The organism is Bradyrhizobium guangxiense, assembly GCF_004114915.1.
In the GTDB taxonomy this organism is placed as follows: domain Bacteria; phylum Pseudomonadota; class Alphaproteobacteria; order Rhizobiales; family Xanthobacteraceae; genus Bradyrhizobium; species Bradyrhizobium guangxiense.
In genome coordinates this window covers 5937497-5950260 of sequence record NZ_CP022219.1, presented here as the reverse complement: position 1 = coordinate 5950260, position 12764 = coordinate 5937497, and the positions used below count along the sequence as shown (strand labels likewise).

The 12764-nt window shown below is 64.6% G+C and carries 12 protein-coding genes; 7 read left to right on the top strand and 5 right to left on the bottom strand.

Annotated features, from left to right (window positions below):
- Positions 1-23: 23 nt before the first annotated feature.
- From X268_RS28540 to X268_RS28520, 5 genes are all read left to right on the top strand, one after another.
- Positions 24-797: an SDR family NAD(P)-dependent oxidoreductase gene (locus tag X268_RS28540; RefSeq protein ID WP_128928012.1), complete on the top strand. Its 774-nt coding sequence runs from the start codon at positions 24-26 to the stop codon at positions 795-797.
- 199 nt (positions 798-996) lie between these two features.
- Positions 997-1332 (top strand): endonuclease domain-containing protein, encoded by a 336-nt coding sequence (locus X268_RS28535; protein WP_245477692.1) that lies wholly within the window; start codon positions 997-999, stop codon positions 1330-1332.
- Positions 1333-1603: 271 nt separating this feature from the next.
- A complete protein-coding gene (gene glpK / locus X268_RS28530; RefSeq protein WP_128928010.1) occupies positions 1604-3109 on the top strand; it encodes a glycerol kinase GlpK in 1506 nt (501 codons plus the stop codon).
- 191 nt (positions 3110-3300) lie between these two features.
- Positions 3301-3894: a GNAT family N-acetyltransferase gene (locus X268_RS28525; RefSeq protein ID WP_128928009.1), complete on the top strand. Its 594-nt coding sequence runs from the start codon at positions 3301-3303 to the stop codon at positions 3892-3894.
- 306 nt (positions 3895-4200) lie between these two features.
- Positions 4201-4944, top strand: a complete 744-nt coding sequence (locus X268_RS28520; RefSeq protein WP_128928008.1) for a hypothetical protein — start codon at positions 4201-4203, stop codon at positions 4942-4944.
- Positions 4945-5027: 83 nt separating this feature from the next.
- Here X268_RS28520 and X268_RS40110 read toward each other — a convergent pair whose 3' ends face one another.
- From X268_RS40110 to X268_RS28510, 3 genes are read right to left on the bottom strand one after another with little or no spacing between them, the layout of a single operon-like run.
- On the bottom strand, positions 5028-5222 hold the full coding sequence (locus X268_RS40110; protein WP_245477690.1) for a DUF6636 domain-containing protein: 195 nt from the start codon (positions 5220-5222) through the stop codon (positions 5028-5030).
- 15 nt (positions 5223-5237) lie between these two features.
- The gene (locus X268_RS40105) at positions 5238-5447 is read right to left on the bottom strand and encodes a hypothetical protein (RefSeq protein ID WP_245477688.1); all 210 of its coding nucleotides are present in this window, start codon (positions 5445-5447) and stop codon (positions 5238-5240) included.
- A gap of 11 nt (positions 5448-5458) precedes the next feature.
- The gene (locus X268_RS28510) at positions 5459-6442 is read right to left on the bottom strand and encodes a threonine/serine dehydratase (RefSeq protein ID WP_128928007.1); all 984 of its coding nucleotides are present in this window, start codon (positions 6440-6442) and stop codon (positions 5459-5461) included.
- Between the two features lie 27 nt (positions 6443-6469).
- Between X268_RS28510 and X268_RS28505 the strand changes: the two genes are divergently transcribed.
- Together X268_RS28505 and X268_RS28500 are read left to right on the top strand one after the other, a co-directional pair.
- The gene (locus X268_RS28505; protein ID WP_024340569.1) at positions 6470-6772 is read left to right on the top strand and encodes an ArsR/SmtB family transcription factor; all 303 of its coding nucleotides are present in this window, start codon (positions 6470-6472) and stop codon (positions 6770-6772) included.
- Between the two features lie 139 nt (positions 6773-6911).
- Positions 6912-7541 (top strand): glutathione S-transferase family protein, encoded by a 630-nt coding sequence (locus X268_RS28500; RefSeq protein ID WP_128928006.1) that lies wholly within the window; start codon positions 6912-6914, stop codon positions 7539-7541.
- Positions 7542-7825: 284 nt separating this feature from the next.
- Here the strand turns inward: X268_RS28500 and metH are convergent, their stop codons facing one another.
- Positions 7826-11671 (bottom strand): methionine synthase, encoded by a 3846-nt coding sequence (gene metH, locus X268_RS28495; protein ID WP_128928005.1) that lies wholly within the window; start codon positions 11669-11671, stop codon positions 7826-7828.
- Between the two features lie 6 nt (positions 11672-11677).
- Positions 11678-12598 (bottom strand): methylenetetrahydrofolate reductase [NAD(P)H], encoded by a 921-nt coding sequence (gene metF / locus X268_RS28490; RefSeq protein ID WP_164937971.1) that lies wholly within the window; start codon positions 12596-12598, stop codon positions 11678-11680.
- Positions 12599-12764: the final 166 nt, after the last annotated feature.

Below are 12764 nucleotides of genomic sequence, written 5' to 3'. Positions count from 1 at the left end.
TGACCAGGAGAGGCAGGTAACAAATGCAAAACACCCCGTTCGATCTCACCGGCAAGGTCGCCGTGGTCACCGGCTCCAGCCGCGGCATCGGCCGCTCCTCCGCTGAGCTGCTGGCCAAGTTAGGGGCCAAGGTCGTGGTCTCCTCGCGCAAGGCCGAGGCCTGCCAGGAGGTCGCCGACGGCATCAATGCGTCCGGCGGCGATGCAATCGTCATTCCCTGCAACATCGCGCGCAAGGCCGAGGTCGAGGCGCTGATCGCAGGCGCCACCAAGCATTACGGCAAGATCGACATCCTCGTCTGCAACGCCGCGGTGAATCCTTACTACGGCCCGCTGCTCGACATATCAGACGAAGCCTTCGACAAGATCATGGGCAGCAACGTCAAGAGCAACATCTGGCTCTCCGCGCTCGCGATCCCTGAGATGGCCGAGCGCGGCAAGGGCTCGGTGATCATCATCTCCTCGATCGGCGGCCTGCGCGGCTCCACCGTGATCGGCGCCTACGGCATCTCCAAGGCGGCCGACTTCGCGCTGTGCCGCTCGCTAGCCGGCGAATGGGGCCCGAAGGGCGTCCGCGTCAACTGCATCGCCCCCGGCCTCGTCAAGACCGATTTCGCCCGCGCGCTCTGGGAAGACGAAGCCAATCTCAAGCGCCGCACCGCTACCACGCCGCTGCGCCGCATCGGCGAACCCGACGAAATCGCCGGCGCCGTCGCCTACCTCGCCTCCGACGCCTCGAGCTTCATGACCGGCCAGACCATCGTCATCGACGGCGGCGTGACGACGGCGGCGGTGTAGCTCGACATCCGTTAGTTGCGTCAACGTGACGCTTCCCTTACCCTCCCCTGGAGGGGTCCGGGACGAGCGTAGCTCGCCCGTGGGTCGCTCACGCATAGCGTGAGCGGGGTGGGGTGAAGCCACGGCAATGGTCTCAACATCAATCCGACGCGCTGCCGCGAAGAAGCTGAGAGCCAACACCACCCCGCACGAGCGAGCTTTGTGGCGCGCCCTCAAAGACCTTCCCATGGACGGCTCGCACTTCCGCCGCCAGGTGCCGATCGGACCCTACTTCGTCGACTTCTTCTGCCCGGCCAAGCGGCTCATCATCGAACTCGATGGCGGATACCACAATGAAGACGATACGGCCGCCCGCGACCTCGAACGCCAACGCTGGCTCGAGCACGAAGGCTACCGCGTGATCCGATTCTGGAATTCGGAGATCGCGGTGGATCTGACGGCAGTGCTCGAACGCATCTATATCGAGCTGTACGGATCGCGCCAGGCAGAAGCCATGCACCTTCAGCACCGGCGCAAGCGAAAGATGCCAACGTAATCGAGAAGTGCCCCTTTCTTACCCTACCCTGGAGGGGGAGGGTCGATCGCGCGTAGCGCGAGCGGGGTGGGGTGATCTCTCCCCACGGGCACTGTTCGCTGCGGGGAGACCGTCACCCCACCCCGGATCACATTCCGCTTCGCTGCATGTGATCCGACCCTCCCCCTCCAGGGTAGGGTAAGAGCAGAGCCGCCTTGACCTTGCCGCGCTAATCCGCTCCCTTTGGCCGCGACAAAACGACCCCCCAAAGGGAAACGCCAAGGTAATCTCCATGTCTTTCGTCCTCGCCATCGACCAGGGCACCACGTCATCGCGCGCGATCGTGTTTCGCGGCGATATTTCCATCGCCGCCAAGGCGCAACAGGAGTTCCCGCAGCATTTTCCGGCCTCGGGCTGGGTCGAGCACGAGCCTGAGGACATCTGGACCTCGACTGTGATGGTCTGCCGCGAGGCGATCGAGCAGGCCGGTATCACCGCAAAGGACATTGCCGCGATCGGCATCACCAACCAGCGCGAGACCACCGTGGTGTGGGACCGCGCCACGGGCCAAGCCGTGCACCGCGCTATCGTCTGGCAGGACCGCCGCACCGCCGACATCTGCGCCAAGCTGAAAGCCGACGGCCGCGAGGGCGTGATCTCGCAGAAGACCGGCCTGATCATCGATCCCTATTTCTCCGGCACGAAGGTCGCCTGGATCCTCGACCACGTCCCCGGCGCCCGTGCCCGCGCCGCGCGCGGCGAATTGATGTTCGGCACCGTCGATTGCTATCTGCTCTGGCGCCTCACCGGCGGCAAGGTGCACGCCACCGATGCCACCAACGCCTCGCGCACGCTGCTGTTCAACATCCACACCGGCCAGTGGGATGACGAACTCTTGGAGATCATCGGCGTGCCGCGCTCGATGCTGCCCGAGGTGAAGGACTCCTCCGCCCGCTTCGGCGAGAGCACGCCGGACCTGTTCGGTGGGCCGATCGCCATCTCCGGCATCGCCGGCGACCAGCAGGCCGCCACCATCGGCCAGGCCTGCTTCCGCCCGGGCATGATGAAGTCGACCTACGGCACCGGCTGCTTCGCGCTGCTCAACACCGGCACGACGCCCGTCGTCTCCAAGAACAAGCTGCTCACCACCGTTGCCTATCAGCTCGATGGCAAGCGCACCTACGCGCTCGAAGGCTCGATCTTCGTCGCGGGCAGTGCGGTGCAATGGCTGCGCGATGGCCTTGGCATCATCAAGCATGCCGCCGAAACCGGCCCGCTCGCGGACCAGTCGGACTCCATGCAGAGCGTCTATCTCGTGCCCGCCTTCGTCGGCATGGGCGCGCCCTACTGGAATCCGCGCGTGCGCGGCGCGCTGTTCGGCCTCACCCGCAACACCGGCCCCGCCGAGCTCGCCCATGCCGCGCTGGAAAGCGTCTGCTACCAGACCTTCGATCTCTGGGCCGCGATGCGAGCGGACTGGCCGAGCTCGGAAGTGGCCAGCGTCGTGCTCCGCGTCGACGGCGGCATGACCGCATCCGACTGGACCATGCAGCGTCTCGCCGATCTCCTGGATGCGCCGGTCGACCGCCCCGTGATCCAGGAGACCACGGCGCTCGGCGCCGCCTACCTCGCCGGCCTCAACGCCGGCGTCTATCCCGAGCCCACCAAATTCGCCGACAATTGGCGCCTCGAGCACCGCTTCAAGCCCAACATGAGCCAGGCGACACGAGAGCGGAAGCTCGCCGGCTGGGCGCGCGCGGTCAAGGGCGTGCTGGCGAGCGACGAGGGGGAGGGGTAGGCGCGTCCCGCGTACCCGCGTGGAGTGAGGTGCAGCCTGCTGCCTCCACACCCGTCATTGCGAGGAGCTCTTGCGACGAAGCAATCAAGATTGCCGCCGCGGAAACAGTCTGGATTGCTTCGCTGCGCTCGCAATGACGGAGTATGGAGCAACCGACCCGGGCTGACCTCTAGGGAACGAAAGCAAGAAGCATGATCCTCCCCGACGGCTATTCCGACGTCCCCGCCGGCAAGATCGCCGCCGTCGTCACCCATCTCGAGATGACCGCGCCTCCCGCGCGCCGCGACGATCCGCCCGGCGCCTGGACCCTGCGCAAGGTCGACGCCCCCGCGCTCGCCTGGTACCGCGATCTCTACCGCCGCGTCGGCGAAGACTGGCTGTGGTTCTCGCGCGCCCGCATGACCGATGCAGAGCTCGCCGCGATCATCCACGCGCCCGGCATCGAGGTCTATGCCCTGGTTGCGGACGGCCGCGATGAAGGCCTGCTGGAGCTGGACTTTCGCGAGGTGGGCCAATGCGAGCTGGTCTATTTCGGCGTCACCGCACCCTTGATCGGCACGGGCGCCGCCCGCTTCCTGATGAACCGCGCATTGGAGCTTGCGTGGTCACGCGACCTCCGCCGCGTCTGGGTCCACACCTGCACCTTCGATCATCCCTCTGCCGTCGCCTTCTACCAGCGCTCCGGCTTCCGCCCCTTCCGCAGCCAGATCGAGATCGCCAACGATCCGAGGCTTGATGGGACGGTGCCGTACGATGCGGCGAGGCACGTGCCGATCATCGAGTAACAGCGGCAACTGTCAGCTCAAAAGCATCTCCAGCTTCGCCTTCCATGAGAGACTACATTCATAACGTCGCAGAATCCGCAGTCGACGAGATGTTCGCGAGTGGTTAGCGCCTCGGAGCCGAGCTTCAAAGCGAAGATCGCCGGCCGATGCACGAGCGAAAGCGGCGGTGAGGGGGCGTGCTGGCGAGCGGTGGAGAGAAATGGTAGAATTTTTGATTGGAGGATTCTGGCAAAGATGTCCCGTTTTAGTCACCTATATATACAACCGCCGGAGCGTTTGCCTGATAGTGCTCGTGCAAGAAGGCGCTTGGCAAGCGTGTTAGAGCGGCTGACTCCGAACAAGCTAGCACACGAACTCAATCAGTACCTTGAACAAGAATTGGGAATCGACCCAAAGGTAAACTATTCTTTCAATTGGCCTAATTTCTTTGCTTCTTGCGAAGTTCGGGACTTGCTCGATTCGGTGACGTTGGCGGCGCAATTCTTCAAACGCAAGGGTCACGATCCTTCGACCCTATGGCGCGGTCCAGTTCGTCGAATCTTTGCCGAAGAACATCTTGCTTATGAAATCGATGATGAATGTATTGTTCATCCGGCGGTAGATATTGAATTCCAAAGGAATAGAGCGGCTACGGTTGCAGGGCTTCAGTCTCCGCGATACGCCAATAGCCTCGTGGCCTTCGAAAGGATTTCCGACGAGCTTGCTGCGACGCCGCCGAACGCTAAGGAGGCCTGGAGGGCAGTGTTTGGCGCGGTTGAGGGCCTGTTCCGTTTGATGTTTCCGTCTGCTCCGCACCTAAACGCTGGCGCTGTGGACGCCTATCTCGCTCCTGCAATTCAGAAGGCCTACGCTGGAGAGTCTGTTGCCCTTCGGGCCGCGAACAAGCAACTCGCCTCCTTCAAGGATTGGGTAGATGCCTCACACAATTACCGCCATGAACAGGGAAGCGAAGAGCCGATCCAACCACCGCTCGATTTGGCGGTATTGGCCGTTAGCAACGGTGCAAGCTATCTTCGTTGGCTGATCGCTATTGATCAGTCGTCGCTGTAGTTTTCCGCCGGCGATGTGTAGTTGTGTCATGGTGTAGTCTATTCAATGGCTCGATGACTGGCAGCCGAAGTGGATGCAGCCTCTCAAAACACCTCCTGCTTCCCCCGCGCCAGCGAGAACCCCCGCTGCATCGCATTGAAGCACGTCAATCCCGTCTGCTCCGACCGGCATGTGAATCCCCCGCGCTGCAACACCTCGCCATAGGCCAGCACCGGCAGCGAGGGATCCATCACGCTGTCGCCGGCGCAGATGCGGCTAGCGGCGCCTTTCGCGCTCATCTCGAAGGCGTGGCCCTAATCGAGCTCGCAATCGGGCGGCCGGCGCGGGGGCGCGTCCATGCTCATGATGTCGCAGCGGAGCACGCCCTGGCCGTTGTCGGTGAAGAACTGGCAGGCGATGTTCTTCGACGGCGTCAGGAAGCCGATCGGGCGCTCTTGGGCGTGGGCGGCACCGATCATCGGCAGCAGGATCGCCATCAGGATCAGTCCGCGCGGTCCCGTCATGTCATTCCCGCTCAGCTATCGAAATTCACCGCATTGGTGTTGGCGCCGCAGACCAGAACCGCGACGCGCTCGGTGGGTGAGGAACGATGGCGGCCGGAGAGCACCGCGGCGAAGGCGGCTGCGCCGCCGGGCTCGGCCACGAGGCGCAAGTGCGACCACAGCGCGGCCTGGGCCTGGCGGATCGCATCGTCGCTGACCAGGACGACGCGCTCGACATGGGCCCGCGCGACCGGAAACATCAGCTCACCGACGCGGCGCGGCGCAAGGCTGTCGGCGGCGATGCCACCGGCCGGCGCATCGACCGGCGCGCCCGCCGCGAACGCGCTGTGCAGGGTTGGCGATTGCTCCGGTTCGACCGCGACGATGCGCGTCCTGCCAGCGTACCACGCCGCAATGCCGCCGATCAGCCCGCCGCCGCCGACCGCCACCAGCAGCGTGTCGATGTCGGGCGCGTCCTGCTCCAATTCCAGTCCGACGCTGCCCTGGCCGAGCAGGGTTTCGGCTTGATCGTAGGCATGGACGGCCAGCGCGCCGGTCTGCGCGACATGCGCCTCGCTTGCGGCGAGCGCATCGGCGTAGCGATTGCCCGCGATCACGAGCTTTGCGCCGTAATTCCGGATCCGCTCGGCCTTGGCCGGCGAGGTGATGTCAGGCACGAAGATCGTGGCGGGAATGCCGAGCCGCTGCGCCGCATAGGCGACAGCCGCGCCGTGATTGCCGCCGGAAGCGGCGACGACACCGGACTGCGGCCCCTGCCGCAGCAACAGATTGGCGAAGGCGCCGCGCGCCTTGAACGATCCAGAATGCTGCAGCATCTCGAGCTTGAACGTGACGGGCGCGGCCGGCAGGCCGAAATCGGCGAGGTCGGCCTGAAGGAGCGGCGTACGCCTGATATGCGGACGGATGACCGGCTCGGTCGCCGCAATCCGCTCCCGCTTGATGTCCATTGTCGCTGTCATGATGTCGTCCAGGATAACGCAGGGGAGCGTTGACATCAATTAGGTAATTAGCAAAATAACTAAATGAAATTTGCCGTCGCCTTGCGCGCGCTCGCCAACGAACGCCGCCTGCAGATCCTGGAATGGCTGCGGGATCCCAGGAAGCATTTCCGCGAGCAGGCCGATGGAGACCTGGTCGAGGACGGTGTCTGCGGATTGCTGATCGCCGAAAAGCTCGGCGTCAGCGCGCCGACGGTGAGCGAGCACATGCGGGTGCTGACATCAGCCAAGCTGGTGCGCGCCAAGCGGATCAAGCAGTGGACGATGTACAAGCGCAACGAGACCGCCATCGCCGCGATCAAGCGCTCGATCCAGGACGGTCTTTGAGCACATCGCGCGACGCGGCTGCGGGCGACGTTGCAATCGGCGCAATGCTCCATTTCCGAGATTTTTGTTGCGCCGCGCCGTGCCGGTCGTGGAGACTGATCGGCCCTGCCTTGTTCAATGATTGAGAAAAGCGCGAACCATGTTCCTGATCGGCCAATATGATTCCCCGTTCGTCCGCCGCGTCGCGATTGCGCTGCGGCTCTACGGGCTCGCTTTCGAGCACAAGCCCTGGTCGACCTTCGGCGATGCCGACAAGATCGCGCCGTACAATCCGCTGCGCCGGGTGCCGACGCTGGTGCTCGACGACGGCGAGGCGCTGATCGAGAGCATGATCATCCTCGATTATCTCGACGAGCGCGTCGGCGCGGACAAGGCCATGCTGCCGCGCAGCGGCGCCGAGCGGCGCAGGCATTTGCGCATCTGCGCGCTCGCCTCCGGCCTTGGCGACAAGGCGGTCAGCCTGCTCTACGAGCGCGTGCTGCGGAAGGAGCAGCTTGCGCTGTGGGTCGAGCGCTGCCAGGCGCAGATCGCGGACGTGCTAGAGGTGCTTGAGGCCGAGCGCGCCAAGGTGACGACGCCCTACTGGCTGGGGACGCGCATCGGCCACGCCGACATTGCCGTCGCCTGCGTCGTCCGCTTCACCCGCGAAGCGCATCCGCAGCTGTTCGATGCCGCGCGCTATCCGGCGCTCGCGGCACATGCCGAGCGCTGCGAGGCACTGGCCCCGTTCCAGGAGATCGTGCAGCCGCTGGCCCCGCCGAAGGGGTGAGACGCTCTGTCTTTCCGGGGCGCGCGTAGCGCGAGCCCGGAATCCATCATGCAGTGGATGAAGCGGAGAAATGGTTTCCGGGCGCGCCAAGAGGCGCGCCCCGGAATGACGGCGCTGGGCTTGGCGAGCGTTGTCAGTCCACCACCCCAGCCGATGATGCGATAATACCCCTGTTTTGCCCGACGCCGCAAATGCGTCTTCGGCAAGGCCGAAATTGCTGAGGCTTTTCAACCCCATCGCTACTGTGCATGGGGTTGTTTTCGCGTTTTTGCCTTTGGCGGCGTCTATCCCGCTCCCGCGCGCTTCTTCTGCCAGACGAGGTGCACCGCGCAGGTGCAGCCGGGCGGATGCGAGGCGAGATCCTTTGGGGCCTCGTCGTTCGCCGGCGTTGCCGCAAAGGCCTTGTCCTGTTGCGTCGGGATGTAGTTCAGCCCCGGCGCGAGCCAGCGCTCGGCCTCCGCTACCGTCATGCCCTTGCGCGCGGCGTAATCCTCGACCTGGTCGCGCTCGATCTTGCCGACGCCGAAATAATAGCTCGCGGGGTTCGCGAAATAGAGCCCCGACACGCTCGACCCCGGCCACATCGCAAAGCTCTCGGTCAGCTTCACGCCGGCCGTCGCCTCCGCATCGAGCAGCTCGAACAGCGTCGCCTTCTCGGTGTGGTCGGGCTGCGCGGGATAGCCGGGCGCGGGGCGAATCCCAGAGTATTTCTCCAGGATCAGCTCCTCGTTGGTGAGCGCCTCGTCCGGCGCATAGGCCCAGAACTCGCGGCGCACGCGGGCATGCATGCGCTCGGCGAAGGCTTCGGCGAGGCGGTCGGCCAGCGCCTTGCACAGGATCGAGGAGTAATCGTCATTGGCCATCTTAAAGCGGTCGGCAACTACGTCCTCGCCGATCCCTGCGGTGACGACGAAGCCGCCGATATAGTCGGGCACCCCGGCAGGCGCGATGAAGTCGGCGAGCGCCGCGTTGAAGCGGCCTTCGCGCTTCTCCAGCTGCTGGCGCAGCGTGTGCAGCGTCGCGATGCTCTTAGTCCGGCTCTCGTCGGCATAGAGCACGATGTCGTCGCCCTGCGCGTTCGCCGGCCAGAAGCCGATCGTCGCGCGGGCCCGGAACCATTTTTCCTTGACGATGGTGTCGAGCATCTTTCGCGCATCGTCGTAGAGCGAGCGCGCGACCTCGCCGACCTTGGCGTCGTCGAGGATGGCGGGGAAGCGGCCGGCGAGCTCCCAGGTCTGGAAGAACGGCGTCCAGTCGATGCAGTCGACCAGCTCGGCGAGATCGTAGTCGTCAAAACTCTTGATTCCGAGGAAGGTCGGCTTCACCGGCTTGCTCTGGTTGAAATCGACCGGAACGCGATTGGCGCGGGCGTCGCTGAGTTTCAGCCGCCTCTTGTCGGCCTGCGCACGCAGATGCGCCTCCGAGATCTTGGCGTATTCGGCGCGGACCTCGGCGGCATAGGCCTCGCGCTTCTCAGGCGAGAGCAGCGAGGAGGCAACACCGACGGCGCGGCTGGCGTCGTTGACATGCACGACGGGCCCGGCCCGGTAGCTCGGGTCGATCTTGACCGCCGTGTGCACGCGGCTGGTGGTGGCGCCGCCGATCAGGAGCGGCAGCTTCAGGCCCTCGCGCTGCAATTCACCGGCGAAGAACGCCATCTCGTCGAGCGAGGGCGTGATCAGGCCTGACAACCCGACGATGTCGGCCTTCTCGGCCTTCACGGTCTCGACGATCTTGGCGGCCGGCACCATCACGCCGAGGTCGATGACCTCGAAATTGTTGCACTGGAGCACGATGCCGACGATGTTCTTGCCGATGTCGTGGACGTCGCCCTTCACCGTCGCGAGCACGATCTTGCCGGCAGACGAGGAGGCCTCGGTGCCGATGCCGCTGGCAAGGTTGCGCGCCTTCTCCTCCTCCATGAACGGCATCAGGTAAGCCACGGCCTGCTTCATGACGCGGGCGGACTTCACCACCTGCGGCAAGAACATCTTGCCGTCGCCGAAGAGGTCGCCGACCACGTTCATGCCGGCCATCAGCGGGCCCTCGATCACGTCGAGCGGGCGCGAGCAGCTCTTGCGGGCCTCCTCGGTATCCTGCTCGATGAACTCGGTAATCCCATGCACCAGCGAATGCGATAGCCGCTTCTCCACCGGCCATTCGCGCCAGGCGAGGTCGGCTTCCTTGCTTTCGGTCTTCTTGCCGCGGAATTTCTCCGCCAGTGCCAGCAGCCGTTCGGAGGCGCTGGCGTCGCGGTTGAGAACGACGTCCTCGCACACTTGGCGCAACTCCGGATCAATGTCGTCATAGACGATCATCTGCCCGGCATTGACGATGCCCATGTCCATGCCCGCCTTGATGGCGTGATACAGGAACACCGAATGCATGGCCTCGCGCACCGGCTCGTTGCCGCGGAACGAGAACGACAAATTGGAGACGCCGCCCGAGACATGCGCACCCGGCAGGTTCTGGCGGATCCAGCGCGTCGCCTCGATGAAGTCGACGCCGTAATTGTTGTGCTCCTCGATGCCCGTCGCGATCGCAAAGATGTTGGGATCGAAGATGATGTCTTCCGGCGGGAAGCCGACCTTGTTCACCAGGATGTCGTAGGCGCGCTTGCAGATCTCGGTCTTGCGCGCGAACGTGTCGGCCTGGCCGACCTCGTCGAACGCCATCACCACCACGGCCGCGCCGTGGCGGCGGGCGATCCTGGCTTCAAAGATGAACTTCTCCTCGCCTTCCTTCATCGAGATCGAGTTGACGACCGGCTTGCCCTGCACGCATTTCAGGCCGGCCTCGATCACCGAGAATTTCGATGAATCAACCATGACCGGGACGCGGGCAATGTCGGGCTCGGCGGCGACGAGATTGAGGAACGTCACCATCGCCGCTTCGGAATCGAGCAGGCCCTCGTCCATGTTGACGTCGATGATCTGCGCGCCGTTCTCGACCTGGTCGCGCGCGACCTGGAGCGCGGCCGTGTAGTCGCCGGCAGTGATCAGCTTGCGGAAGCGGGCCGATCCGGTGACGTTGGTACGCTCGCCGACATTGACGAAGGGAATCGCGTCCGTCAGCACGAACGGCTCGAGGCCGGAAAGCCGCAGCCGCGGGGGGATCTCCGGCACGATGCGCGGCTTGTGCGGGGCAACAGCGGCGGCGATCGCCGCGATATGTTCCGGCGTGGTGCCGCAGCAGCCGCCGACGATGTTGACGAGGCCGTCGCGCGCGAATTCGCCGACCAGGCGCGCCATGTACTCAGGCGTCTCGTCATACTGGCCGAACTCGTTGGGCAGGCCGGCGTTCGGATAGGCGCACACCAGCGTGTCGGCGACGCGGCCGATGTCGGCGATATGCGCGCGCAAATCTTCGGCGCCGAGCGCGCAGTTGAAGCCGATGGTGATCGGCTTTGCGTGCCGCACCGAATTCCAGAACGCCTCCGGCATCTGGCCCGAGAGCAGGCGGCCGGATTTATCGGTGATGGTGCCCGACACCATCACCGGCATGTCGATGCCGCGCTCTTCGGTGATCTCGGCGATCGCATAGAGCGCCGCCTTGGCGTTGAGCGTGTCGAAGATGGTCTCGACCAGGAGCAGGTCGACGCCGCCGTCGAGCAGGCCACGGATCTGCTCGCCATAGGATTTGCGCAAGTCGTCGAAGGTGACGGCACGGTAGCCGGGGTTGGAAACATCCGGCGAGATCGAGGCGGTGCGGTTGGTGGGACCGATGGCACCCGCGACGAAGCGCGGCTTGCCGTCCGCGGCCTCGACGCGCCGTGCAGCATTGCCGGCGAGCCGGGCGCCCTCGCGCGCCATCTCGTAGACGATGTCGGCGAGGTCGTAGTCGGCCTGCGCGATCGAGGTGGTGGAGAAGGTGTTGGTCGCGACGATGTCGGCGCCGGCGCGCAAGTATGCAGCGTGGATGTCCTCGATCGCCTGCGGCTGGGTCAGGATCAAGAGGTCGTTGTTGCCGCGCAGGTCGCGATGGAAGTTCTTGAAGCGCTCGCCACGGAAGGCTTTCTCGTCGAACTGCAGGTTCTGGATCATCGTGCCCATGGCGCCGTCGAGCACCAGGATGCGCTGGCGCGCGGCGTTGAGCAGGGCAGTTCGCTTCGGAGAGATGGTCACGGTCATTTTCTCTTACGCCGCCTTCTGCGCGCTCTTGGCGCGAATGCCGAGCAAATGGCTGATCGCGAACACGAGATCGGCGCGGTTCATGGTGTAGAAATGGAAGGTTTCGACGCCGTGCTTGGCGAGCTTCTGCACCTGGCCGGCGGCAACCGTCGCGGCCACCAGCTTGCGGGTCTCGGCGTCGTCATCGAGGCCCTCGAACTTGGCGGCGAACCAGTCCGGCACGGTGGTGCCGGCGCGGGTGACGAAATTGCGCGCCTGCTTGAAATTGTGCATCGGCATGATGCCCGGCACGATCGGGATATTGATCCCGCGCGCGCGGACGCGATCGAGATAGCGGAAGTAGAGGTCGTTGTCGAAGAACACTTGGGTGATCGCGCGCGTCGCACCGGCGTCCACCTTGGCCTTCAGCGTGTCGATGTCGGAATCGAAGTCGCGCGCTTCGGGGTGCTTCTCCGGATAGGCCGAGACGGAGACTTCGATATCGGCATGCCGCTTCTTGATCCCCGCGACGAGGTCCGCGGAGTTCTGGTAGCCGTCGGGATGGCTGGCATAGGGCGTGCCGATGCCGCCAGCGGGATCGCCGCGCAGGGCCACGATGTGGCGGACGCCGACCTCGTGATAGCGGTCGACGATCTCGTCGATCTCGCCGCGCGAAGCACCGACGCAGGTCAGATGTGCCGCCGGCAGCAGCGCGGTCTCTTTCAGGATCCGGGCGATGGTCGCGTGGGTGCGCTCACGCGTCGAGCCGCCGGCGCCGTAGGTCACCGAGACGAATTTCGGGTCGAGCGGGGCGAGCCGGTTGATGGTCTCCCAGAGGTTACGCTCCATATCTTCCGTCTTCGGCGGAAAGAACTCGAACGAGATCGCAGGCGGCTTCAGGTGCCCGTCTTGCCGGTCGGCCCGGGTAGGGGTCGTCAGATCGGTCATGGCACCACTCACTCCAGATTTGTCGCAGTTTCGGCGGCCGACGGTCAGGCCTCGCTTGGACACCCAAGATAAGCCAAAGGCGGGTTGATCGACAGCCCATCGGAGATGGGAAATAGCCCACTTATGCCATGAGATTGCGGGATTATAGGTCGTAATCCGATCTTGT

Coding starts and splice junctions, on each gene's coding strand:
- X268_RS28540 (WP_128928012.1), top strand. CDS start 24: ATGCAAAACACCCCGTTCGATCTCACCGGCAAGGTCGCCGTGGTCACC.
- glpK (WP_128928010.1), top strand. CDS start 1,604: ATGTCTTTCGTCCTCGCCATCGACCAGGGCACCACGTCATCGCGCGCG.
- X268_RS28525 (WP_128928009.1), top strand. CDS start 3,301: ATGATCCTCCCCGACGGCTATTCCGACGTCCCCGCCGGCAAGATCGCC.
- X268_RS40110 (WP_245477690.1), bottom strand. CDS start 5,222: ATGAGCGCGAAAGGCGCCGCTAGCCGCATCTGCGCCGGCGACAGCGTG.
- X268_RS40105 (WP_245477688.1), bottom strand. CDS start 5,447: ATGACGGGACCGCGCGGACTGATCCTGATGGCGATCCTGCTGCCGATG.
- X268_RS28510 (WP_128928007.1), bottom strand. CDS start 6,442: ATGTCAACGCTCCCCTGCGTTATCCTGGACGACATCATGACAGCGACA.
- X268_RS28505 (WP_024340569.1), top strand. CDS start 6,470: ATGAAATTTGCCGTCGCCTTGCGCGCGCTCGCCAACGAACGCCGCCTG.
- X268_RS28500 (WP_128928006.1), top strand. CDS start 6,912: ATGTTCCTGATCGGCCAATATGATTCCCCGTTCGTCCGCCGCGTCGCG.
- metH (WP_128928005.1), bottom strand. CDS start 11,671: ATGACCGTGACCATCTCTCCGAAGCGAACTGCCCTGCTCAACGCCGCG.
- metF (WP_164937971.1), bottom strand. CDS start 12,598: ATGACCGATCTGACGACCCCTACCCGGGCCGACCGGCAAGACGGGCAC.